We start from the raw sequence: 23,904 nt of genomic DNA, 5'->3' as shown, positions 1-23,904 counted from the left end.
TTTTTTTTCTGTGGGCGATGAGGGGTTCGAACCCCCGACCCCCTCGGTGTAAACGAGGTGCTCTGAACCAGCTGAGCTAATCGCCCTTTCTTTTTTGAACGGACTGCAAAGATACAAACCTTTTGCAATACTATCCAAATTTATTTTTTACTTTTTTTCTATGAACGTGGCTTTCGTTACCTTGAAAGCGGTTGCAAATATAGTACTGTTTTTTGGAACTTTGCAAATGGTTTTGCAAAGTTTTTTATTCTTTTTTGTAAGAAGCTGAATATGTGTTTAGTGAGGGATGTTTGGCAGTTCGACAGGCTCACTGACCGCATGAGTGTTTGGGTGAAGCTCTAATTTTTTTACCACAGATGACACAGATTATCGCAGATTTATTTTACAGCTTTACTGTAATACATAAAATTTGGCTAAAGCCTACTCAAAATTAACAACAACCCTCGAACTAAAGTTCGAGGCAATTGATTTAGCAAAATAACTTGAAACGTAAAACTTTAAACCTTAAACTTCAAATCATTTAACCACTGATTGCACGGATTTTCACAAATTTTATTTTTATGATTTAAAAAACCTACAACCTACAACTTACAACTTAAACCTACAACTTAAAACCTACAACTTTTAAACTTTAAACAAAAACTGCGTTAGGGATAGCAGCGGATAGCCCGCAGCGAGGAGGTACGACGAGCGAGGACTTGAAGCACAAGTGAGAAGAAGCAACTAAATGTTGCTTTAACGAAACTTGCGAACGAAGTTCACCCGACCCGAATGTTTACTTCAATTGTCTGTTTGTATGAATGGTGAGTTTTCTTAAATTTTGTTTTGAAACTTGATGTAAGGGGAACGCCCAAAAACAAAAAAAATCCCGCTAGTGAACTAACGGGATTTAATTTATTTACTTACCTATACCGTAATATTGAAAACCAATCTGGTGCATTTCGGCTGGATTTAAAATGTTTCGACCATCAAAAATAAAGGCAGGTTCTAACATTTGGTTTTTGATGTCTATATAATTGTATGTTTTAAACTCATCCCATTCGGTTAGAATTACTATGGCATGCGCGTTGTTAAAAATCGCTTCGGCACTATTATATACGTGTATTTTTTCTTGTAACTGCTGTAAATTATCGCCCGTGATTCGTTCTAAATCGGAAAAAATTTGTTGTGCGGTAACTTTTGGGTCGTAAATATGCAGTTCGGCTTGTTCTTCGATTAAATAATTTGCGATATCGATTGCTGCAGATTCACGGGAATCGTTTGTATCTTTTTTAAACGCCCAACCCAATAGCACGATTTTTTTTCCAGAAACGGTATTGAACATTTTTTGAACTACCTTTTGCGCAAAACGCTTTTTTTGGTAATTATTCATTAAAATTACCTGTTCCCAATAATCGGCAACTTCGTTTAAACCGAAAGATTTTGCTATGTAAACCAAGTTTAAAATATCTTTTTGAAAGCAAGACCCACCAAAACCTACCGATGCTTTCAGGAATTTTTCGCCGATACGGGTATCTTTCCCAATGGCATACGCAACTTCATCAACATTTGCTTCGGTAACTTCGCAAATTGCCGACATGGCATTAACAGAGGCAATTCGCTGTGCTAAAAATGCATTCGCTGTAAGCTTAGACAGCTCGCTTGACCAAATATTTGTGGTGATAATTTTATCGCCCGTAACCCAATTTAGATAAATACCGCTTAAAGCTGCAATGGCGTTTTTACCGTCTTCGGTATGATAATCGCCGCCAATTAAAACTCGATCTGGATTTAAAAGATCTGTAATTGCGGTACCTTCGGCAAGAAATTCGGGGTTTGAAAGTATCTCGAATTTTACATTATTGTGCGATTGTTTTAAAATACTTTTTATGGTTGATGCAGTACGAACCGGCAAAGTAGATTTTTCAACCACAATTTTATCGGTCGTAGCAACACGTGCAATTTGGCGCGCACAAAGTTCGATATACTTTAAATCGGCAGCCATTCCTTTACCTATTCCGTAAGTTTTGGTTGGTGTGTTAACCGAGATAAAAATCATATCAGACTGATCAATCGCTTCGTCAACATTTGTGCTGAAAAATAAATTTACGTTTCGCGTTTTAGCAACAATATCTGCCAAACCTGGTTCGTAAATAGGTAAAAGATCTAAATCTTGGGAATTCCAAGCGTTGATTCGATCTTGATTTACATCGACAACCGTAACTTTTATATGTGGATTTTTTAATGCAATGACTGCCATTGTTGGACCACCAACGTATCCGGCACCAATACAACAAATTGATTTTATCATAAAATTTTTACTATCGCAACAAAAATGCCGCTTTAAAAATCAAAAGTAAGAAATGATTTTTAATTTAGGTTTACAAACTATCTTCTTTAAAAATAAAAGGCAATAAATTTTGGATTGATGGTGATTGAATTACCTCGCCCGATTTACCCATAAAATAAATTGGGATATTGCTTTTTTGTTTGTTTTCATATTCCAACAACGATTGTCTGCAGGCTCCACATGGCGGAATTGGCTCTAATGTATCTTTTAAAGTTGATGATGCCGAAATACAAATACAGATAATTTCATCGTTAGGATAATTAGCTCCAGCTGCAAAAACCGCGGTTCGTTCGGCACAGAGACCCGATGGATAAGCTGCATTTTCTTGATTTGATCCTAAAACAACCGTTCCACTTTTTAACAATAAAGCTGCACCCACCTGAAATTTTGAATAGGGCGCATAGGCTTTTAATCTGATTTCGATTGCCTGATTCATTAAATCATGAACATCATTAGGCAAATCATCAATAGAATTAAAAGAATATAATGTAGTTTGTATGTTGATTGCTTTCATAAACAGATAAAAAAAGCCCAAACGTAAACGCTTGGACTTATAAAAAAATTAATTATAAACTAGTTTTTAAAGTAATCTCTACCAAAATTAAAGGTTAAAGAAAAACGCAGTGTGTTTTCTAACGGGTTTTGAACTTTACCGGTTGCTACCAAGTACGAAACATCGATATTTACAATGTTGTATTTAAAGCCGGCACCTAAAGTTGCAAATTTTCGTGCACCTTTATCTTCTGCTTCGTTAAAATATCCTAAACGGAAAGCAAACGAGTTTTGATACCAATATTCTGCTCCCAATGCCCAAGTAAATTCACGCATTTCTTCGCCAAAACCACCCGGAGCATCGCCAAACGATTTAAACATTCCTGAAAACCAACCTATATCTCGGTATTCTTGTCTTCTTAAATCTACGCTATTAATTTCATCTGTTCCATTAACTTCACCATTATTATCATAATCAACAAATGTTGGTAATAAGTTAGACGGAACCATTAGTTTAGTAGCCTCTCCATATACGGTTACCGTATTGTAATTATCCAAAATAAAATCGTAACCTAAACCTAAACGCAGGGTTGTTGGAATGTTGCTTGAACGTTGTGGATCACCTGTATAGTTAATTTTTGGCCCCATGTTTTGGAAATTGAAACCCGCACGAATTCTTCCTTCAGAATTACTCATTTGGATACGATCACTTTCATAAAAACCAGCTACATCAACAGCAAATGTACTTGCACTTGTTTCAGCATCTCCGCGCAACTTTAAATTTGAACTAATGTATCTACCTGCAACTGCCATACCAAAATTTTCTGAAAACTTAATGGTATAAGAAACATCAACAGAAAATTCATTTGGTTTTTCAACCCCTTGAAACTGACCTTGATTATCAGTTAAGTTAATTTCTCCTAACGTAAAATAACGCAAACTAGCACCAATAGCACTACGTTCGTTCACACGATTGTAATAACTTACACCCATTAGAGATATATCACTTGCAATTTTGGACATGTATGGCGTATAAGACACCGCGAAACCTTGCTGCTTTTCTGCAAAGGCATATTTTGCGGGATTGTAAAACTGGGAAAAAGCATCAGCCGAAGTTGCAACCCCCATATCACCCAATCCACCCGAACGCGCATCTGGAGATATCGTTAAAAAAGACACCCCTGTTGTGATTGCCGGGTTGTAATAGTCACTCTCTAAAGGGACAGAAACTCGTTGTTGTGCAAATGTTGAATTTACTGCAAACAAACTAACAACTGCTATTGAAATTTTTCTCATGTATATTTTATTATATTGAACAAATATAAAAATTAGTTTTTAAATAGATTTATCAAACTACAAGATAACTAATTTTTCAATTTTTTCTGCCTGTTGACCCGAAACGGTTGATTTTACCTTTAAACGATAGATATACACACCTTTACCGATTTTGTCACCGAAATCATCGCGCCCATCCCATTTAATATCTTTTGATAAAATTCCGTCGGAAACAATGGTTTGATTAATTGTTTTTACAATTTTACCAGTAACAGTTAATATTTGAACTTGTGCTTGTAATGTTTCGTTAGGGCGGTTGTGTTGAAACCAAAACTCGGTATAATCTACAAACGGGTTAGGGTAATTCAAAACTCTGTCTAAAACCAAACCTGTATCGGCAGCCACTACAAAGTCTAACGTTGCAGTTGCCAAATTATTGTACACATCCCAACCTTTAAATGTAATAGTATGTAAGCCTTCTTTTAAATTACTGAAGGGATAGTTAATAAAACCTTTCATAAAATTATTAGGTTCGGTTTCGTAAAACTCATTCATTACAATAGGATTGTTCTCATCGCCGTCTAAAATTGCCACCATATCATGACCAATTCCGCTGGCTGTATTCATTCCGTTTTCATCTTCTAAATGTGCCAAGAACAATGGCGAATTATTAGTAATTCCACCCGAAATAAACGTTTCATCGTTCATAAACAATTTGATCTGCGGTGGCTTGTTATCTTCGGCTGCATTTTCATTTACACCACCAATTTTAATGGTTGTATTGGCGCCCGTATAATCATCTAAAACATTTGATTCTTTCACAGCATAAAAACTTGCTTTACCCTCGCCCACTGCAATTTTAATATCTTTTGGAACAACAAATTCAATTTCGAAACCGCCGTTTGTTACCGATGCATTTCCACGGAATACCGTTTCGCCCAATGTAGTAAAAGTCATAGGAGAACCAACACCATCGTTAACCAAAGTAGTTTTTTCTTGGTTTTTATCGAACATTTGCACCGCCAGATTTCCATTAAAGTTTGAAATTACCTGACCACTTTCTGTTGTAACCTGACCTTTTAACTTCACTCGATCTAAAGCACGCAAACTTCCTGTAAAATTCTCAATTGGCTCTTCGTTAACATGCGTAATAACAATATTTGGTTTAGGCATTGCAAGTTTTAAAGCCGGATCGCCAATAAAAGCAATCATCCCAGATTCTGAAAAATTCTCATTTTTCGTGTTCATCAAAGCTTCTGCCATGGTGGTGTCCGGTAAATTATTATCGTAATCAAACAACCACTTTGCACCTACTTTTGTAACCTCTTCTGCATTAGAAATTCCAATTTTTCTGGTAGTTGCATAAATACCGATAGCACCTGATTTTTCGCGTAAATACAGATATTCACCACCTGATTTTTGTGAAGGATCATCGAAACGTGTAAAATCGCACGTCATAATTACAAACAACGGATATTTATCAATATTATTTAATTTTTCAATATCAGGAATTTCAAAATAACGTTCTCCACCCAAACCGGTTGCAGATCCATGTCCCAGATAACTTGCAACCAAACTTCCGTTATTTATTCCGTTTAAAAAATCTTCTTTTGCTTTAGGATATCTTGGACCGCCTGCCACTACTTGTTGTTGGTACGAATCGGCAATAACTTTTTTAACATTAAAATAAGGTTTACTTGCAACCAATTCATCAGCCATTTCATTCAATGCAACCTGTAAAAATTTATCGCTGTCACTATCAACGTCATCTGCAAGCAAAGTATAAACATTTTTCCATCTACCGGCATTATCTTTACTTAAATATTGTTCTATTTTACCAATCATTGCATTAGCTTCCTGCAAAGTTGTAACGGGCATTCTACCAATAGCTATATCGATTCCCCCGTAGTTCCAACCAGGTATATAGTTATTATTTTCATACCTACCAGCTAAAATATTTTCAGGCTCATCTAACAACGCATAAAAATCATCAGTTGCAAACGTATTCCAATCATTAAAATTCTGTGAAGTTAGATTATTAAAATCATTTTGCAGATAATGGAAAATCGGCACAAAGTTAGATGATGTTTCAAAATAATTTGTGGAAGCATCGCCCATTAAATTGACATACTTCAGTGTTTGATTTCCTGCAAAATATACATAGCGAATAAAGTTACGTATAGCAACAATATCTTGCTGACCCGATGAAAATTCGTTATAAATAACATCTAACGGCACAACTTTTACATTTAAATTACTTTGTGCTTTATGAAGATTTGCCAAACGATTTGCAGCAGAAACCAGTTCATTAGTAGTAATAATGATATAATCTACGTTTCCGCCCGATAAAATGGTTCCTTTTAAATTTTGATTTACTACCTTAGGATTCGGAGCATCGGCAGGAACATAAAAATCGTTCTGATCTACCGCCACATACTCTCGTAATTCGCCCAAAGGCATTTTAAAGTTTATAGTTGCCGCAGCATTTGGTTTAAAAGTAGCATTGTAACGATCGGTAACATCCCAAACCTGTGTAATACTTTGCGCACTGTTAATTTGGAAAGATCCTACCCCAACTTGCGAAACAGCATCGACAAAATTAAACTTAAACTGTTTGTTGTATCCAGCCAAATGTTTGTAGTAATCAATCGCTACAAAATCCATAAATCCGCGTGCAGAAGGAACTCCGTTATTATTAAAAGTAACAGTAAAGTTATTGGTTTCGCTGTTTAAATTCATTTGATGCGAAAAATAACCTTCGCCACCTAAAACACTGCTTGATCTTCCGTTAACCGATTGGGTGCCGATTTGCTGGTTGTTCAAAGCAATATTAAAAAAGGATTGATTTTGCGAGATAGCTGCTACATTCACACCAATTGTTGCCGGCTTTGAAGAGTTTAACATGGGTGTTTGCAAAACAATTTGCTTACTAAAACTCTGCCCGAAATTTTCTCCAAAGGTTTTTCTACTTAACTGCACAATGTTTTCAATGTTTTTTTCATCGTACGATCGTGCAATATAATCGGTATAGTTAACCGTTGCAGCACCAGCAGGCTCGATATATGTTTGCATACGTTTACCTACCGTTCCACCATACGTAACATAATAGTAAGCATCGTTACTGTAAAGATTTAAATGTGTTGCGTTTTCGGAACTCCAACCTTTTGTTCCCACACCGTAAAAAAGCGCATAATCGCTATCGTTTAAAGTGCCATCTTGTTCACCTTGAAACTGAATCGCAACTTCGGGCAAATCAAAATGTAAGTTTTCACTATTCGCAAGCGGTAACATATCTCCCCCGTAGCCGTAAACCTTAATTGTTCGTGGATCAACATCGTTCGGAATTCCTAATTTCGTAAAGAAGTTACGATCTAATCGATAAACACCCGTTTCGTTAACTTTAAATTTAAACCAGTTACCTTGAGCCAAAACAGAATTCTGAATAGTAAAATTTGTATCCTTTGCCTGATTATTTCTTCCTCCTAAAACTTCAAAAACAATATTAGTTACTTTACTGTATCCTCCCGCAGTCTTAATAATCGGGTTAAAATCTACAATCGCAGACTGTACACCTTTTGTAATAAAAATCCTTACACTCGGATTAATTTCAGTTGGGATATTTTTAGGATTGATATCTTTATATTTAGAAATATCGATAGCTTGTAGGTTTTGAGAAACAATTCGCACTTTATTGCCTTGTGCATTATTAATAATGACACTCGCAGTCAAAACTTTATTGCTGGAATTATAGGTAAAATGTTCCTTTTGAAAACTCGGAACAAAAAAGCTTTCTTCACTACTTATTTTAATCGTTTGCTCGGTCCATTGTAATTGAACATCTTTAGTTTGGGCATTTACGGTATAAAACCCCAAGAAAGCAAAAACAGGTAACAGTCTTTTCATTTATTTAGAAAATAAACATCTATTAATAATTTGATAAAAATAATTAAAATAATTACATTTATGAGTACAACGTATAGGAAGACTTTAATATTTTTCATTTTTTAAGTTTTTTTTAAATATTTTTGATTTTAATATTGTTAATCAAAAGCTAATTATTATATTGCAACGAAATTTATTACCTACTTTAACAATGAAGATTAATAAAATTATGACACTACAATTGATAGCTGTAATGGCAGCGTCAATTGGACTAACAAGTTGTGGAAACAGTAACGCTACTTCGTCTTCGGCAACCGGCTGGAAGATAAACGATAAAAAAGGTGGTTTCCAATATAACACGTCATACGATGGCACCGAAGTTCCTTACGGAATGGTTGCTATTGAAGGGGGTACATTTACAATGGGACGCGTACAAGATGACGTTATGGGCGAGTGGAACAACAGCGCTACACAACAATATGTACAATCGTTTTTTATGGACGAAACTGAGGTAACCAACCTTATGTACACAGAATATCTTTCATGGACCAAAGCGGTTTACCCACCAACTGAAGCAAGATACCGTCAGATATATTCTTCTGCGTTACCAGACACTTTAGTATGGCGCAATCAATTAGGTTTCACAGAAACTTTAACAAACACCTATTTACGCCACCCTGCGTACCAAAGCTACCCTGTAGTTGGTGTTTCGTGGGTACAGGCAAACGACTTCTCTAAATGGAGAACCGACCGTGTTAATGAATTAAATTTAGAGCGCGCCGGCTACATTGCCAAAGGTGCTAAAACAGATAAAGTATATGGTGAACAATCTTTTTCTACCGATACTTACTTAAATGCTCCAAGCAAAGCTTATGCTGGAAATGACAGTATTGTTTTTAAAGGTGTTAAAAACCGTGCTAAACCTGGTCAGAATGGAGTATACGCAAAAATGGAATATGGTATTATTTCTGCTGAATTCCGTTTACCTACAGAAGCTGAATGGGAATATGCAGCAAGTGTAAGAAAATCAGACCGTGTGTATAACAACCAACAAGGTAGAAACAAATATCCTTGGGGATCTGACGATGTTCGTACAAACTCACGTAAATCAAAAGGAGATTATTTAGCGAACTTTAAACAAGGTCGTGGAGATTATGGCGGTATCGCAGGATGGTCTACCGATGCTGGTGAAATTACTACTGCTGTAAAATCTTTCCCTGCAAATGATTGGGGATTGTACGATATGGCAGGAAACGTTGCAGAATGGGTTGCAGACGTTTACCGTCCGGCAATTTCTTCTGAAGTTAACGATATGAACTATTTCCGTGGAAATGTTTACAATAAAAGCGTTATTGGTCCAGACGGAACTGTACAAGTGGTAAGTACTAATGTTGAATACGATACCTTGCCAAACGGAAGATTACGTCCACGAGCTTTACCTGGTGAAGTTCAAAAAGAAGCGGTTGGAGCTGAAGATACTTTCCAGAGAAGAAATTTCCAAGGAACAAATAGTATTGCTTACAATGACGGCGACGCATTTGAAAAAGTTGGATCAGCTCAATCAAGAATGTACAATTCGCCACAAGATCAAGCTGCTTACGATGCCGATGGTAACTTAACATATACATTAGATGATGCTGCAAGAACAAGTTTAATTAACAACAATTCACGTGTTATTAAAGGTGGATCTTGGAAAGACAGAGCTTATTGGTTAGATCCTGCAACACGCAGATTTATTGATCAGTACTCTGCATCTGATTTCGTTGGATTTAGAAATGCAATGACTAAAGTAGGTAACACTAAATCTAACAGCAAGAAAAAAGCAAGAGGTTAATTAAATCTTCATTATAAAAGTAACCTTAATAAATAAAAAAGTCCTAATCTTTATTGATTAGGACTTTTTTATTGTACAGAATAAAAATTTAACTTCATATTACTTTCGGATTCTTTTCTGCTTTAATTGTTGTTAAATCGTAATTAGCAAATGCTTTTAAATAGGTTTTAATATCTGTTCCGTAGCCATCTACAAACGAAACATTTCCATTCGATCTTAAAAAATCTTGAACCGAACCTGCTCCACCTAAATGTGCTGCTGCTAAAATACCAGATTCTGTAATTAAAATTCCGCGTATTGTTTTACCTGCATACTTTTGAATTTCTCTTCGTAAAATCCATTTGTTTTTTTGTACATAAGCAACAAACGCCTTTTCTTGTAATGCCGGATTGTTCAGAAAATCTTGTGTGCTTTTTAAACCGATAAATTTCAATGTGCCTTTCCCAAACTGGTATTTACCCATATATCCGTATGAATTCACCGCTTTATAATCTCCATCCGATTCCTTAACTGCTAATGCTTCTTTAAAATCTATAAAAGTATTAGTAGTTTCAATAGAAAAATTAGTTTCGCCTAGTTCTTCATTAATTTCACTCAAAACTCTATCGTTTGTTGAAACATTGTACGCTAAAGGTTCACTAACCTTATAATAATCGTTAGTTATTAAAGTTGTTTCAACACCTTTAAAAGCCATAGTTATTAAAGCAATTGCACTGGCAGTTACAATAAAATAAGAACATTTTTTTATCATTCAATATCATTTCTCAAACCCTGTCACTATTTGAATTTCCTTTCCAAAGATACAAATAAAAATACAAAACGTTGATTTTCAGTATTTTTATAAGATTTCATTAACAATTAACTCCAAAAAACAAAGGCTCGCACAATGTGCGAGCCTTGTAATATTTTACAGCATAATGTAAGCTTATAATTATTGTCTAAAGAATTCATTTTTATTCAGAACACTTTCAAACGCATCAACATTTTTAAGGTTTATTTCGGCGTTAAATGCGCTAATGTGTTTTTGATGATGCACATCGCTTCCTGCAAAATCGTACATATTTTCTTTTAAAAGATAATCGGCAACTGCTGTAATGCCAGCTCCGTAATAACCTGTACTGCTTAACATATTTATTTGAAACAAGCAGCCGGCACTTTTTAATTTTTTGAAACTATCGTAATCATTTTTGTAGAAATTGTACCGCTCCGGATGAGCCAATATAGGTTGATATCCCTGCGAATTTAATTCCATAATGATTTCGTACAACTGAATTGGAGGATTTATATACGACATTTCTATCAACACATAATTATCTTTTACAGTTAATAGCTTTTCATTTTCTAATCGCTTTAAAAATGAATCATCAATTAAATATTCTGATGCCACACGAAGTTCAACTTCAGACATATTTAATTCTTTTCCAACTTTTCTGTATTGATCTAAAATCTGCTCTTTTGTGTTTTCCCAAACTAAAGGAGTTGTGTGAGGAGTTGTAATAAACTGCGCAAAGCCAAACGATTTTAAATCGGAGATTAAATCTTGGGTTTCATTTAATGATTTTGCTCCGTCATCTAATCCGTACAAAAGATGCGAATGCATATCAACAAAGTTCTGTGGTATAATTTCTCTAAGAGTTTTCTTCTTTTTAAAAAAACTAAACATGTGTTATTTTTTAAGGTTTTGCAAATTTACACGCATTATTTCGCAAAAACAATACCATTATATAACCCAAATTTAACACAATTAATGGTGCGGCAACCAAAATTAATTCTAACCCCATAAATACCAAACTTATAGCCGTTAAAAAAGTCGCTAAAAATATTATTTTTTTATTTTTTAATATTAATCCAACAAAGAATAAAGGATTGTAAAATAAAATTAAAGCGTTAAACTGTAGTTCGGAATGATTACTATATACACTAACTGCAACTAAAAACAAGCTAAAAACGGCAGTTAATAAAAAGTAAATCAATCTGCTTTTTCTGTTGAATACACCTAATAATGCAATCGCGACAATAAGCCATAAAGTGTAAATGGAATTCAAAGAACTTTTAGCATTGATATTATTTACCTTATGTATGGTTTGTTCTGATTTTAAAATACTTTTATTAAAAGCAATTCCATCTTTTAGTTTAACGGGTAAAAACATTAGATCTGCCTGCTTGTTGGTTGAATATCCAAAAAGAAGATTAATTCCTAATTTTTCGAAATAATGCTGATCTAATCCTTCATTCAAAATGTATCGGTATGAATGATTATTTGATGAAAAATCGGCACTTAATGGTTTTTCAATCGATTTATTAATCACATCAACAACCTTCGTAGTACAGTTATTTCTGATAAATCCGTAGGTGTAATATCGATCATTTCCTTTTAATTGTCGATTAATTTCTGTCCAAATTTTTGATTTTTCAGCAGAAGACAAATTCAAAACTTGTTCAACCACTTCCCTATTATCAACCGTGTAATTGTATAAAAAATCGTTAAACGAATCAACATCTAAATAATAAAGTAAATTTCCTTTAACAAACTTTGCTAAAAAATTAGGCGTTCTAAAATCGAACATTCCCCAATTGTAAACCACATCTAAATTTTGATCAACATCTTTAATTCGTAAAGCTGTATGACCAAAAAGCGTATGCATTTCGTTAGCAGTTCCGCAGGTTAATACGCTAATCTCGGCATTTTCTGATAAGGTTTCGGGTTGTGCTGCTGCAGTTATAAAAGAAAAACAACAAACCAATAATACGATTTGCTGTTTAAATTCTGATACTAAATTATTCATTTGATTTTGTAAAAATTCCTAAATCTAATTTCAGTGAAAAGATGTTTGAGTAAAGCGATGCACTTTGATCGCCAATATCGGTTAAGGCATAATCTACCTGAATTCCTTTGTATTTAAATCCTAAACCAACGTTGGGTTGAAAGGTAACTTTTTCGGAATTATCGATCTGTAATTCGTTCTGAAAATTCCCCACACCAGCACGTACAAAAACCATTCTATCGTATCCAAACTCAAAACCAACCGATGGCTGAATACTGAAAGATGATGTTGAAATTACGGCATTTGTCTGATAAAATTCGGTATGAAGAACCGCCGCAGTGGTTAAATTAAATTTTTCGGTTAAAGCAAAATCTCTTGCAACACCCAATTGTAGTTTAGGTAACGTAAGTTCGGTAGTTTCAGGCAACGTTTGATTTTGACCTTCAACTGCACCTCGTATTTTTTCAAATTCTGCTTCGTTAATATTCCAAACATTATACGTTGTAGTAATATCTCGCGCCATTAATCCGAATTTCCAGTTTTCGGTATGATACTGCAAACCAACATCCAACCCAAAGCCCCACGATTTTGCAAAATCGCCAATTACCCTGCGAACAACTTTTGCATTTGCACCTAACGATAAACCTTCTACAGATAATTTTCGGGCATACGATATATTAAAAGCATAATCGGCAGCAGAGAATAATGAAATTCTGTTATAATCAATGTTTCCGTTTTGATCGATCAATTCGGTGGTATTCATGATATCATCTACCCCAAAACGAATTGCAGAAATTGCCAGCGCACTTTTATCGTCAATAGGCATTGCAAAAGCAGCATAATCGTACTGTGCAATATTTGCAAAGTAGCTTGCGTGCATTAAACTGATCTGTTTATCTTGCAAATGAATCAATCCTGCCGGATTCCAATACCCCGAATTAACATCTCCAGTTTGTGCAATAACGCTATTAGCCATACCAAATGATGCGGCATCTACCCCAATATTTAAAAACTCGTTAGAATATTTTCTTGCAGTTTGCGCCTGCATTAAAGCCGTACTAAAAAGTAAAGGCAATAGTAAAAAACGTTTTTTCACGTAGATAATTTTTACAAATATTACAAAAATTTACAATATATAAACTCAAAATACTTACAACTTATTGTTTACTTTTGTTTTTATAATAAAATTATACAATTGATGACAATAAAAAAACACATTCCTAATGTAATTACACTTTTAAATTTATTATCTGGTTTAGTTGCGTTAGTTTATGCTTTTGACGATAACCTGCAAATGGCTTTTTTCTGGGTTTGTTTGGGAATTTTCTTTGATTTTTGGGACGGATTTGCAGCACGCGTTTTAAAAGTATCAAGTCCGTTAGGCGTTCAGTTAGATTCTTTGGCAGATATGGTAACATCGGGTGTGGTTCCTGGTGTTGTAATGTATCAAATGTTGGCACATATTCAGGAAAATTATGAACAATACACCATTACCGAAGATACTTTTTTCATGAAACTGGTACCTTTTACTGGTTTTGTAATTACGTTGGGTGCCTGTATGCGTTTGGCAAAATTTAATATTGATACCCGCCAAACCGACAGTTTCATTGGATTACCAACACCTGCAAACGCCTTGTTTATATTGAGTATTCCTTTAATAATGAACACTACAGAAAGTGATTTTGTTTTTAACTTTTTTAGCAATCCGTACGTTTTGGTAGTAATAAGTTTGTTTAGTGCGTTTATTATGAATGCCGAATTACCACTTTTTTCACTAAAAACGAAGAACAAAAATTTAAGCGATAACAAGCTAACGCTTTTGTTTTTGGGAATTTGTGCATTACTGCTATTATTCTTTAGATTTGAAGCGATTCCGCTGATTATAATCTTTTATATTATACTTTCAGTTGTACTGAATAAAACAAAAAAATCGGTTTAAAGACCGATTTTTTTGTTGCTTAAATTGATATAAAATAAAAAAGCCAAAGATTTATCTTCAGCTTTTCTTTTGTGGTACCTCCAGGAATCGAACCAGGGACACACGGATTTTCAGTCCGTTGCTCTACCAACTGAGCTAAGGTACCGAGTAATTAAACTCTGTATTTCTGTGGTACCTCCAGGAATCGAACCAGGGACACACGGATTTTCAGTCCGTTGCTCTACCAACTGAGCTAAGGTACCGAGTAATTACACTCTGTATTTTTGTGGTACCTCCAGGAATCGAACCAGGGACACACGGATTTTCAGTCCGTTGCTCTACCAACTGAGCTAAGGTACCGTTTTGCTAGGTAAACTACCTCTCAAAAGCGATTGCAAATATAGAGGCTTTTTTTAATAATATCCTAATCTTTTCCAAAAAAAATTTACCTACCTTTGTTCAAATATGCCTGATAAATTATGATTATTTGTATTGATGTTGGTAACACACGCACTAAAGTTGCTGTGTATGAAAACAGTACGCTGAAAGAGCTAATTATTACCAATAACGAAAAATTGATAAAAAATATATCGAAACAAATTCAAGGAATAGAGAATTGTGTAGATATTATTCTTTCTTCGGTTGGTGATTTATCTGTGGAAACTATTGAAGATCTTAAAAAATTGGGCAATTTAATAACGGTTACGCACGAAACGCATCTTCCTTTTAAAAATTTATATAGTACGCCTACTACTTTAGGAATTGATAGAATTGTGCTGGCTGCAGGTGCTACTTTGAAATATCCCAACCAAAACAGATTGGTTATTGATGCCGGAACTTGCATTACCTACGATTTCATTAATAATTCTGATCAATATCATGGTGGTGCTATTTCGCCGGGCATCGGTCTTCGGTACAAAAGTTTGAACGATTATACGGCAAATCTGCCTTTAGAAAAGATTTCGGAGCTGCATCCGTTCGTCGGAAATTCTACTTCTACCTCTATTCAATCGGGTGTTTTAAACGGTGTTATTGCAGAAATAGAAGCGTTTATAGATCATTTTAAACACCTAGATGAAAATTTAACAGTAATTTTAACGGGCGGAAATTCTGAATTTTTGGTAAACCGTTTAAAAAATAGCATCTTTGCCAATCCAAACTTCTTATTAGAAAGTTTATTTTTATTACATCAACACATTGTATCAAATGATTAAAAAAATTATATTAGGAGTAGCTTTGGCAGGTATATCAAATACTTATGCGCAACAAGGTACTGCTTCTCCTTATTCTTATTATGGTTTTGGCGAGAAACAATTTAGAGGATCAAATGAAATAAAATCTATGGGTTCTTTAGCTGTTTTCAGTGATAGTTTACACATGAACACATTAAATCCCGCATCGTACGCTAAGCTACAAGCCACAACTTTTTCATTAGGTGCATCGTACAAATCAACCAACTTATCAAACGCAAACAGCAAAGAAAAAACCACAAGTGGATCTTTTGATTATCTGGCATTGGCTTTCCCTGCAGGTGATTTTAGAGTAGCGGTAGGTATTATGCCGTATTCTTTTGTTGGATATAATATTCAGAACACAAGCAAATCAGGTAATTTTACCCAAGCAAATCAGTTTATTGGCGAAGGTGGTTTAAACAGAACCTTTTTAGGTTTGAGTTATAAGATCAGTAAAAACTTAAGCATTGGTGTTGATGGAGCTTATATTTTTGGTGATACCGAAACCAGCGCTACAACATTTATAACCGATAATGGTGACGGTGTTCCGTTAGATCGCGGAAGTCGTTTACGTAACAAGAACAATTACAGCGGACTTGCTATTAACGCAGCGGTAAATTATGAACAGCCTTTAAACAAAAAAATGTCTTTGTTTGCAACGGCTACCTTTAGTCCAGAAATGAAGTTGAAAAACGATCAAGAAAGCATATTGGCTACCGTTAAAGCAGACAGCAATTTAGGTTTTGTTGAAATTGATTCCAGAATAACTACAGATTATGATGAAAAAATACTTTTACCAATGAATTATTCTATTGGTTTAGGTATTGGTAATCATTTAAAATGGTTTGTTGGGGCAGAATATACGGCAACACAAACATCAAAATATAATAATTTCTACAATTACTCAAACGCACGTTATAACGATTACATGAAAATTGGATTAGGAGGTTTTTACACTCCGAAATACAATTCATTTGAAAATTATTTTCAAAAAATTTCGTACCGTGCCGGTATAAATTACGAAAATACCGGTTTGGTAATAAACAATGAAGAAATTAAAGGTTACAACGCAAACATAGGTATTGGCTTACCTGTTCCTTTCAGTAAAACTATGATGAGCAATTCTAATATTAATATTGGTTTTGAATACGGACAAAAAGGAAACACGAATATGGGCTTGATAAAAGAAAATTATTACGGTGTTCACGTTGGATTTTCTTTTAGCGATGTTTGGTTTAAACGCAGAAAATTTAATTAATTGAAAAAATATTTTGCACATATTATCGTATTTGCTTTCGTTTTTTCTGCTTGTAATAACGATTTGAAAGACATTCAGAATTTAAACAAAAAGCAACTGTATCCTACCGGCGAAGCAGATTCTATCAATGTTAAATATACCGATTCTGCCAAAATAAAAGCCGAATTGTATGCTGTAAAAATGTTAGATTACGGAAAGGCAAAGTATTCGTTCAATCATTTTCCAAACGGTATTAAAGTTACGGTTTACGATAGTAAAAGAAATAAAAATTTCATAGTTGCAAAACAAGCAACTGTTTATAATAAAACGGGAATCATTAATTTGATGGGCGATGTAAAAATTACCTCGCACGATGGCAAAGTAATGCAGACACAGCAGTTGTATTACGACCAAAAGAACAACTGGTTTTTTACCGAATACTATTTTAAGGTAACCGATAAGAATAAAAGTTTTTTTGATGGAACCGGCGTTGATTTCGATCAAAATTTTAAAATTGTTAATGCACAGCAAAATCGTGCGGAATTAAAAGACGTTAAAGATGAAAATTTATAAAATTATAGCTTATATTTATTTAGTATTTGCCTTATTTTTTATTTACGAAGCGTATCGTGCATACACTAATGGCGAAGATTATTTAATTAGACTTTTATTAGCTGGTGTTGCTATTTTTATGTTTATATTTAGGTTACGAAGCATTAACCGTTTGCCGCAAAACAAACAATAACTGAATGATTACTTTTGGATTTATATTTCTTAGTATTGCCGTATTAATCTGCTCGGGGTTAATGGTTGCCTATTCTAACGCAAATAAAATCTACCTTAATTTAGAGTCTAAAAAAACAGACGCCGACAATCATTATTTAAAAACCGTTACCGAACAGCCTCGATTATTTATCGGCGCTTTAAAAGTAGGCAACAGTATTTTTATTACGATTTTAAGTCTGCTGTTTTTTACTACTTTTCTAAATTCGTACGAGTTTGATGATTTATGGAAAGTACTTCTTTTTCTATTTCTGCTATACATTATCTCTAAATTTCTTCCGCAAACCTTTGTAAAACCGTTTGCAAATGAAATCATTCTAACAGCAAAACCGTTTATTCAGGTTATCTTAAAACTTTTCGGAACCATTGCCCAGTTTTTTATTTCGATAAGCGAAAAATCGTTAGAACGGAAATATCCTTACGCAAAAGACACCGAATTCAACCTTTTAAGCACAGGTGATTTAGGAACTTATATTTCACAGCAGATACAAGCCAGCAGCCAGCAGGAACAGTTGGAAAACGAATTCGAAATCTTGAAAAACGCCTTATCGTTTCCTAAAGTCAAGGTAAAAGAAATCATGACGCCGCGAAACGAGTTTGAATACATTAATGAAAACGATGCTATTGAAACCATTCGTAAAAAGTTTGTAGATACCGGTTTTTCTAAAATCTTGGTTATAAACGATACCAACGAACACTTTATTGGTTATCTGCACACTTATGATTTACTTCAACTGCAACAACCTATCGAAAATTTTATTCGTCCGTTTGTGTATGTTTATGACGATGTTTTAATTAAAGATTTGTTGAACACTTTAACAATTCGTAAAAAATCGATCGCGCTGATAAAAAATTCCGATAACGATATTATTGGTTTGGTTACTTTAGAAGATATTATTGAAGAACTTTTTGGCGAAATTGTCGATGAGCATGATGATACGCTGATTGCCAAACAGATTTCAGACACCGATTTTATTTTCTCGGCAAGTTTGGATATCGACGATTTAAAAGAAAAGTTTGATGTAATAATCCCCGAATCAGAACATTATCACACATTAGGCGGATTTATCTTTCATCATTTAAAACGTCATCCAAAAGCAAAAGAAACAATTACTATTAAATCGTTCAAAATAAAAATTCTGGCAGCCACAAATACCCGAATTAAAACGGTTGCGCTATCAATAATAAAATAATGTACCTAAATAAGGTGCATTTTTTTTTATTCCCTTTTTTTATTTAACAGATAATTGTATTTTCGCTCATTGAAAAAATTACACATTATATAAAATGGCAGTTTTACAGAAAATTAGAGAGAGATCAGGTTTACTTATTGGCGTAATCGGGTTTTGTATTTTGGCATTTGTTGCTGGAGATTTATTAAACGGTGGGATGAACATCAGCTCACGTAATGTTGGAGAAGTAAACGGAGTTTCGATTTCTTCGGCTGATTATACCAATAAAATTCAAAATTTAGAACAAAGCGGTCGCGGCAAAGGCGCACAGCTGCACAATCAGGTGTGGACCAACGAAGTTCGTACCATTTTATTTAACGAACAGTTAGATAAAGCCGGATTACGTTTAGGAAAAGACCAATTAATAAATGTTTTAAAAACAGATCCAAGTTTCGCTCAAAATCCTCAATTCTTAAATGACGCAGGTAAGTTCGATATCAACAAATTCAACACGTTTTTAGCTCAAATGAAAGCTCAAGGTCCACAACAGTGGAATGCTTGGTTGGCTTACGAAAAACAGTTGGAAACAGTTGCAAAAGAGCAAATGTATCTTAACATGATAAAAGGAGCAATTGTTACTACAACTGCCGAAGCTAAAATGGTTTACAAAAACGAAGCTACAAAAGTATCTTTTGATTATGTTACTATTCCTTTTTCTTCAATCAACGACGATCAGGCAAAAGTTACTAACGATGAGATCAACGCATACGTTAAAAAACACGCAAAACAGTTTAAAACAACGCCATCGCGTAAAGTAGAATATGTTTTTGTTGCTAACAAACCTTCTAAAGAAGATGAAGCGGCATCAAAACAAATCATCGACGATTTATTGAAACCATCTGTTGTTTTCAACAAAACAACTGGTAAAAACGATACTATTTCTGGTTTTGCAAAAGCTACAGATATCAAAGCATTCGTGAACCAAAATTCTGATGTTCCTTTTGATTCTACTTACTATGCAAAAGAGCAGTTACCGGTAGAACATGCAGAAAAATTATTTGCTGCACCAACAGGATCTATTTACGGACCGTATTTATTTAACGATTATTATGCGGTATCAAAAATAGTTGCTAAGAAAAACACAGCAGAAACAGTTGATGCTTCACATATTTTAATTGCTTACAAAGGTGCAGACAGAGCAGATGCTACTGTTAGTTTAACAAAAGAAGAAGCTAAAGCTAAAGCTGAAGCATTATTGAAACAAGCACAAGGTGGTGCTGATTTTGCTAAATTGGCAACAGAAAATACAAACGATGCGGGTTCTAAAGCTAATGGGGGTAAATATCCAAACATTAACAAAGGACAAATGGTTCCAACTTTTGATCAATACATCTTTAATAATCCTGTAGGAAAATTAGGAATGGTAGAATCTGATTTTGGTTTCCACGTTTTAAAAGTTGATAAAATCAATGAAAAAGAAGGTGTTCAATTAGCAACTATCGCTAAAAAAATTGAATCATCTAAGAAAACAGAAGATATTCTTTACAGCCAAGCTAACAAGTTTTTAGAAAGCGTTGAAGCTGGCGATAAAGATTTTGCCAAAGAAGCAACTGCGCAAGGTTTAATCTCGTTCCCTGCAACAAAAATTGATCCTTTCGATGATCAGTTAACAGGTGTTGAAGGAACACAAGCTGAAGCTATCCGTTGGGCATCTAACAAAAAAACAAGCGTTGGCGATGTTAAGAAATTTGATTCTGCTGATGGATATTTAGTAGTTAAATTAGTAAGCATTAACGATTCTGAAGTTATGGATGCTGATGATGCACGCCAAACGGTTGAACCAATTTTAATTAAAGAGAAAAAAGCAGCCATTATCCGCAAACAAATGGCAGGAAATACTTTAGAAGAAGTTTCTAAAAATGCCAAAGCAGGAATTGTAAATGCTATTGAAGTTACAGGTGCAAACCCAATGGTTAACGGTTTTCAAGAGCCTTTGGTTGTTGGTGTAGCATTAGGTAAAAAGCCAAACGAAACATCGAAATTAATCGATGGCAGCAACGGAGTTTACATGGTTAAAACCAAAAATGTTACAAAAGCAGTTGATTTACCTAACTATTTAACGTACAAACAAAAAGTAGGAACAAACAACCGCCAAATGGCACAGAACATGGTTTACAGCGCAATGTATCAAAACGCGAAGATCGAAGACAACCGTGCAAAAGTTTTACAATAAAATGTAAGTGAGTACAACATATAAAAGTCCGTTTTAAAACGGACTTTTTTTATCTATTAATTTGCTATTTTTGTAGCAACAAACTAATAACAAATGAAAGCATACGTATTTCCTGGACAGGGTGCCCAATTCGTTGGAATGGGTAAAGATTTATATGAAACATCGGCAGTTGCAAAAGAATTGTTCGATAAAGCCAATGAAATTTTAGGTTTTAATATTACCGAAATCATGTTTAACGGTACCGATGAAGAATTAAAACAAACCAAAGTAACACAGCCTGCGGTATTTTTACATTCGGTAATTTTAGCAAAAACCTTAACCGATTTTAAACCGGAAATGGTTGCAGGGCATTCGTTAGGAGAATTTTCTGCTTTGGTTGCAAACGGAACACTTTCTTTTGAAGATGCTTTGCAATTGGTATCAAAACGTGCCATGGCAATGCAGAAGGCCTGTGAAATTACTCCTTCTACAATGGCGGCAGTTTTAAATTTAGATGATAAAATAGTGGAAGATATTTGTGCATCGATTGATGGTGTTGTGGTAGCAGCAAATTACAACTGTCCTGGACAATTAGTAATTTCAGGCGAAACAAAAGCGGTTGAATTGGCTTGCGAAAAGATGAAAGAAGCCGGAGCAAAACGCGCGTTGATTTTACCTGTTGGTGGTGCATTTCACTCGCCAATGATGGAACCTGCACGCGAAGAATTGGCTGCTGCTATTGAAGCTACAACTTTTAATACGCCAATTTGTCCGGTGTATCAAAATGTAACGGCAAATGCAGTTTCAGATCCTGCCGAAATCAAGAAAAACTTAATTACGCAATTAACAGCTCCGGTTCGTTGGACACAATCTGTACAGCAAATGATTGCCGATGGAGCTACATCGTTTACCGAAGTTGGTCCAGGTAAAGTTTTAATGGGCTTGATTAACAAAATCAATAAAGACGTAGAAACGATAAAAGCTTAAACTTAAAAACGACTTCAAAAACAGAAGTCGTTTTTTTATATCTTTAAAGAAAAATAATTATGAAGTTTTTTAGTTTGATATTTCTGATGTTATTAATTGGTTGCGAACCCAAAGAAACCAAACCAGAATTAGATTTCGTGAAGATTGATATTTTTTCTGGGCAACTTCATATTCCCTCATCAATCACAGTCGATTTTAAAAGCAAATCCATCACTTTTAGTGATTTATCTCAAATGACCGTAATCCCAGAAGATTGCGCTTGTGCTTTTGAAATCTTAAAACCATCTGTTGATTTTGAATATGTCAAATTAAACGAAAATGAATTTAAAGATATCAAAGTATTGTTTGGTAAACAATTTGTATCTGACATCCAAAAATTTAATACAGAATATCTTAAAAATATAAATTCTGATGATTATATATTTGATGAAGGTAAGAGATATAGAGTAAACTTTGCAAAAGATTCAACTAAATTTGCTACTGATGATTTTTTAATTTTAGACTCTGATAACGAGCTTAAGATATATGAAATTATGAGAATATTAAAAAAACATACAAAATCAACCAATAATAAAAAGTATATAGAGTACTTTCATTAAGCAGTTGAATAGAAAAAACTATGATTCCAAACTTACGAACGGTAACAGTTACCAGATATATTACGCCTTTGCGTGAAGGCGGCTCGTTACCCGCTTTGGCAGAAGCTTGTGACGATTTTAAATACGTGATAAAATTTCGTGGTGCAGGTCACGGTGTTAAAGCCTTAATATCAGAATTATTGGGTGGAGTTATTGCACAATATTTAGGACTACCTGTACCCGAATTGGTTTTTATTGAATTAGACGAAGCTTTTGGACAAACCGAAGGCGACGAAGAAATTCAAGATTTATTAAAATTCAGCAAAGGATTGAATTTAGGTCTGCATTATCTTTCTGGTGCTGTTACTTACGATGTTGCGACTAATGATTGCGACGAATTGCTGGCGTCAAAAATTGTGTGGTTAGACAGTTTTATTACCAATGTGGATCGTACCTTTCGCAACACCAATCTGTTAATTTGGCATAAAGAATTATGGCTGATAGATCATGGTGCATCGTTTTATTTTCATCATTCGTGGGATAATTGGGAGAAAACATCGGTAACTCCGTTTACATTGATAAAAGATCATGCGCTAATTAAAAAGGCAACTAAACTTCAGGAAGCACATAATGAATTCACTGCGAAATTGAACAACAATGTGTTACGTGAATTGGTAAATATTATTCCCGATGAATTTTTAAACTGGGAAGAAGGTCCTAGCAACGAAGAAATTCGCGAAGTGTATTATCAATTTTTGTCGAACCGATTGGCGCATGCCGATATCTTTCTAAAAGCTGCTCAAGATGCAAGATAAAGTTGTTTACGAATACGCTGTGATTCGAGTTGTTCCTAAGGTTGAACGCGAAGAATTTATAAATATCGGTTTGATTTTATTCAGTAAAAGAAAACGATACATTCGGTTTGAATATCATATTCATGAAGAAAAAATAAGAAGTTTCTGCAACGAATTCGATTTAATTCAATTAAAAGAAAATTTAGAATCGTTTGCTAAAATTTGCTCGGGTGCAAAAGATGGCGGACCAATTGCTACTTTAGAAGCCGATGAAAAATTCCGATGGATTACTGCTGTAAAAAGTTCAAGCATTCAATCATCACGCCCACATCCCGGTTTATCAGCAGATTTAAATGCTACGTTTGATAAATTGTATAAAGAATTGGTTTTGTAATATTAGTCGAAATACTTTTA

At 34.4% G+C, this 23,904-nt stretch carries 20 protein-coding genes and 4 tRNA genes; 12 read left to right on the top strand and 12 right to left on the bottom strand.

What is annotated here, in order from left to right; genetic code table 11:
• Nucleotides 1-11: 11 nt before the first annotated feature.
• The 5 genes from BM253_RS09820 to porU form a co-directional block, all read right to left on the bottom strand.
• Nucleotides 12-86: transfer RNA gene (locus BM253_RS09820), tRNA-Val, on the bottom strand.
• Nucleotides 87-898: 812 nt separating this feature from the next.
• Nucleotides 899-2,290, bottom strand: a complete 1,392-nt coding sequence (locus tag BM253_RS09815) for a nucleotide sugar dehydrogenase (RefSeq protein ID WP_091523089.1) — start codon at nt 2,288-2,290, stop codon at nt 899-901.
• Between the two features lie 70 nt (nt 2,291-2,360).
• Entirely contained in the window at nt 2,361-2,843 is a 483-nt protein-coding gene (gene cdd / locus BM253_RS09810) for a cytidine deaminase (protein ID WP_091523086.1), read from the bottom strand.
• A 59-nt stretch (nt 2,844-2,902) separates the two neighbouring features.
• Nucleotides 2,903-4,117 (bottom strand): type IX secretion system outer membrane channel protein PorV, encoded by a 1,215-nt coding sequence (gene porV, locus BM253_RS09805; RefSeq protein WP_091523083.1) that lies wholly within the window; start codon nt 4,115-4,117, stop codon nt 2,903-2,905.
• 57 nt (nt 4,118-4,174) lie between these two features.
• Entirely contained in the window at nt 4,175-7,999 is a 3,825-nt protein-coding gene (gene porU, locus BM253_RS09800; RefSeq protein WP_091523079.1) for a type IX secretion system sortase PorU, read from the bottom strand.
• A gap of 190 nt (nt 8,000-8,189) precedes the next feature.
• On the opposite strand from porU, the gene gldJ reads away from it, so the two are divergent.
• Entirely contained in the window at nt 8,190-9,812 is a 1,623-nt protein-coding gene (gene gldJ, locus BM253_RS09795; RefSeq protein ID WP_091523076.1) for a gliding motility lipoprotein GldJ, read from the top strand.
• A gap of 94 nt (nt 9,813-9,906) precedes the next feature.
• Here gldJ and BM253_RS09790 read toward each other — a convergent pair whose 3' ends face one another.
• From BM253_RS09790 to BM253_RS09775, 4 genes are all read right to left on the bottom strand, one after another.
• On the bottom strand, nt 9,907-10,563 hold the full coding sequence (locus BM253_RS09790) for a hypothetical protein (protein WP_091523072.1): 657 nt from the start codon (nt 10,561-10,563) through the stop codon (nt 9,907-9,909).
• 180 nt (nt 10,564-10,743) lie between these two features.
• Nucleotides 10,744-11,475, bottom strand: coding sequence for a tyrosine-protein phosphatase (locus BM253_RS09785; RefSeq protein ID WP_091523069.1), 732 nt, complete (start codon nt 11,473-11,475; stop codon nt 10,744-10,746).
• Between the two features lie 10 nt (nt 11,476-11,485).
• Nucleotides 11,486-12,598: a lipoprotein N-acyltransferase Lnb domain-containing protein gene (locus BM253_RS09780; protein WP_091523065.1), complete on the bottom strand. Its 1,113-nt coding sequence runs from the start codon at nt 12,596-12,598 to the stop codon at nt 11,486-11,488.
• Nucleotides 12,591-13,625, bottom strand: coding sequence for a putative type IX sorting system protein PorV2 (locus tag BM253_RS09775; RefSeq protein WP_091523119.1), 1,035 nt, complete (start codon nt 13,623-13,625; stop codon nt 12,591-12,593). Before BM253_RS09775 ends, BM253_RS09780 begins: the two co-directional genes overlap by 8 nt.
• A gap of 156 nt (nt 13,626-13,781) precedes the next feature.
• Here BM253_RS09775 and BM253_RS09770 point away from each other — a divergent pair, with 156 nt between their 5' ends.
• Complete coding sequence (locus tag BM253_RS09770) at nt 13,782-14,516, top strand: CDP-alcohol phosphatidyltransferase family protein (RefSeq protein ID WP_091523115.1); 735 nt, start codon at nt 13,782-13,784, stop codon at nt 14,514-14,516.
• 72 nt (nt 14,517-14,588) lie between these two features.
• Here BM253_RS09770 and BM253_RS09765 read toward each other — a convergent pair.
• The 3 genes from BM253_RS09765 to BM253_RS09755 all read right to left on the bottom strand — a co-directional run bounded on the left by BM253_RS09765 (nt 14,589) and on the right by BM253_RS09755 (nt 14,855).
• Nucleotides 14,589-14,661: transfer RNA gene (locus BM253_RS09765), tRNA-Phe, on the bottom strand.
• A 24-nt stretch (nt 14,662-14,685) separates the two neighbouring features.
• Nucleotides 14,686-14,758: transfer RNA gene (locus BM253_RS09760), tRNA-Phe, on the bottom strand.
• A gap of 24 nt (nt 14,759-14,782) precedes the next feature.
• Nucleotides 14,783-14,855: transfer RNA gene (locus BM253_RS09755), tRNA-Phe, on the bottom strand.
• Between the two features lie 119 nt (nt 14,856-14,974).
• Here BM253_RS09755 and BM253_RS09750 point away from each other — a divergent pair.
• The 10 genes from BM253_RS09750 (at nt 14,975) to BM253_RS09705 (ending at nt 23,884) form a co-directional block, all read left to right on the top strand.
• Nucleotides 14,975-15,709 carry a type III pantothenate kinase gene (locus BM253_RS09750; RefSeq protein WP_091523060.1) on the top strand — a complete coding sequence of 245 codons (735 nt, stop codon included), beginning with the start codon at nt 14,975-14,977 and terminating at the stop codon, nt 15,707-15,709.
• Nucleotides 15,702-16,985: a BamG family beta-barrel-assembly machinery protein gene (locus tag BM253_RS09745; RefSeq protein WP_091523056.1), complete on the top strand. Its 1,284-nt coding sequence runs from the start codon at nt 15,702-15,704 to the stop codon at nt 16,983-16,985. The genes BM253_RS09750 and BM253_RS09745 overlap by 8 nt, the downstream gene beginning before the upstream one ends.
• Entirely contained in the window at nt 16,986-17,537 is a 552-nt protein-coding gene (gene lptC / locus BM253_RS09740) for an LPS export ABC transporter periplasmic protein LptC (RefSeq protein WP_091523053.1), read from the top strand.
• Nucleotides 17,524-17,709: a hypothetical protein gene (locus BM253_RS09735; RefSeq protein ID WP_091523050.1), complete on the top strand. Its 186-nt coding sequence runs from the start codon at nt 17,524-17,526 to the stop codon at nt 17,707-17,709. The genes lptC and BM253_RS09735 overlap by 14 nt, the downstream gene beginning before the upstream one ends.
• Before the next feature lie 4 nt (nt 17,710-17,713).
• Nucleotides 17,714-18,940: a transporter associated domain-containing protein gene (locus BM253_RS09730; protein WP_091523047.1), complete on the top strand. Its 1,227-nt coding sequence runs from the start codon at nt 17,714-17,716 to the stop codon at nt 18,938-18,940.
• Nucleotides 18,941-19,034: 94 nt separating this feature from the next.
• Nucleotides 19,035-21,152: a peptidylprolyl isomerase gene (locus BM253_RS09725; RefSeq protein WP_091523044.1), complete on the top strand. Its 2,118-nt coding sequence runs from the start codon at nt 19,035-19,037 to the stop codon at nt 21,150-21,152.
• A gap of 93 nt (nt 21,153-21,245) precedes the next feature.
• A complete protein-coding gene (fabD, locus tag BM253_RS09720) occupies nt 21,246-22,118 on the top strand; it encodes an ACP S-malonyltransferase (RefSeq protein ID WP_091523040.1) in 873 nt (290 codons plus the stop codon).
• Nucleotides 22,119-22,177: 59 nt separating this feature from the next.
• A complete protein-coding gene (locus BM253_RS09715; RefSeq protein ID WP_091523036.1) occupies nt 22,178-22,717 on the top strand; it encodes a hypothetical protein in 540 nt (179 codons plus the stop codon).
• 20 nt (nt 22,718-22,737) lie between these two features.
• Nucleotides 22,738-23,511 carry a HipA family kinase gene (locus tag BM253_RS09710; RefSeq protein WP_091523033.1) on the top strand — a complete coding sequence of 258 codons (774 nt, stop codon included), beginning with the start codon at nt 22,738-22,740 and terminating at the stop codon, nt 23,509-23,511.
• Complete coding sequence (locus tag BM253_RS09705) at nt 23,501-23,884, top strand: DUF3037 domain-containing protein (protein ID WP_091523030.1); 384 nt, start codon at nt 23,501-23,503, stop codon at nt 23,882-23,884. Before BM253_RS09710 ends, BM253_RS09705 begins: the two co-directional genes overlap by 11 nt.
• The last annotated feature ends 20 nt before the right edge of the window (nt 23,885-23,904 follow it).

The sequence above is a fragment of the Paenimyroides ummariense genome (assembly GCF_900115115.1).
GTDB lineage: Bacteria > Bacteroidota > Bacteroidia > Flavobacteriales > Flavobacteriaceae > Flavobacterium > Flavobacterium ummariense.
Note: the sequence above shows the minus strand (reverse complement) of the source record. Positions and strands in the feature narration are given on the sequence as shown.

What these genes read in the sequence shown, in the direction of transcription:
- cdd (WP_091523086.1), bottom strand. Translation starts at nt 2,843, where the DNA reads ATGAAAGCAATCAACATACAAACTACATTATATTCTTTTAATTCTATT.
- gldJ (WP_091523076.1), top strand. Translation starts at nt 8,190, where the DNA reads ATGAAGATTAATAAAATTATGACACTACAATTGATAGCTGTAATGGCA.
- porU (WP_091523079.1), bottom strand. Translation starts at nt 7,999, where the DNA reads ATGAAAAGACTGTTACCTGTTTTTGCTTTCTTGGGGTTTTATACCGTA.
- BM253_RS09735 (WP_091523050.1), top strand. Translation starts at nt 17,524, where the DNA reads ATGAAAATTTATAAAATTATAGCTTATATTTATTTAGTATTTGCCTTA.
- BM253_RS09790 (WP_091523072.1), bottom strand. Translation starts at nt 10,563, where the DNA reads ATGATAAAAAAATGTTCTTATTTTATTGTAACTGCCAGTGCAATTGCT.
- porV (WP_091523083.1), bottom strand. Translation starts at nt 4,117, where the DNA reads ATGAGAAAAATTTCAATAGCAGTTGTTAGTTTGTTTGCAGTAAATTCA.
- BM253_RS09715 (WP_091523036.1), top strand. Translation starts at nt 22,178, where the DNA reads ATGAAGTTTTTTAGTTTGATATTTCTGATGTTATTAATTGGTTGCGAA.
- BM253_RS09730 (WP_091523047.1), top strand. Translation starts at nt 17,714, where the DNA reads ATGATTACTTTTGGATTTATATTTCTTAGTATTGCCGTATTAATCTGC.
- BM253_RS09725 (WP_091523044.1), top strand. Translation starts at nt 19,035, where the DNA reads ATGGCAGTTTTACAGAAAATTAGAGAGAGATCAGGTTTACTTATTGGC.
- fabD (WP_091523040.1), top strand. Translation starts at nt 21,246, where the DNA reads ATGAAAGCATACGTATTTCCTGGACAGGGTGCCCAATTCGTTGGAATG.
- BM253_RS09750 (WP_091523060.1), top strand. Translation starts at nt 14,975, where the DNA reads ATGATTATTTGTATTGATGTTGGTAACACACGCACTAAAGTTGCTGTG.
- BM253_RS09785 (WP_091523069.1), bottom strand. Translation starts at nt 11,475, where the DNA reads ATGTTTAGTTTTTTTAAAAAGAAGAAAACTCTTAGAGAAATTATACCA.
- BM253_RS09815 (WP_091523089.1), bottom strand. Translation starts at nt 2,290, where the DNA reads ATGATAAAATCAATTTGTTGTATTGGTGCCGGATACGTTGGTGGTCCA.
- BM253_RS09745 (WP_091523056.1), top strand. Translation starts at nt 15,702, where the DNA reads ATGATTAAAAAAATTATATTAGGAGTAGCTTTGGCAGGTATATCAAAT.
- BM253_RS09705 (WP_091523030.1), top strand. Translation starts at nt 23,501, where the DNA reads ATGCAAGATAAAGTTGTTTACGAATACGCTGTGATTCGAGTTGTTCCT.
- BM253_RS09780 (WP_091523065.1), bottom strand. Translation starts at nt 12,598, where the DNA reads ATGAATAATTTAGTATCAGAATTTAAACAGCAAATCGTATTATTGGTT.
- BM253_RS09710 (WP_091523033.1), top strand. Translation starts at nt 22,738, where the DNA reads ATGATTCCAAACTTACGAACGGTAACAGTTACCAGATATATTACGCCT.
- BM253_RS09775 (WP_091523119.1), bottom strand. Translation starts at nt 13,625, where the DNA reads ATGCAGGCGCAAACTGCAAGAAAATATTCTAACGAGTTTTTAAATATT.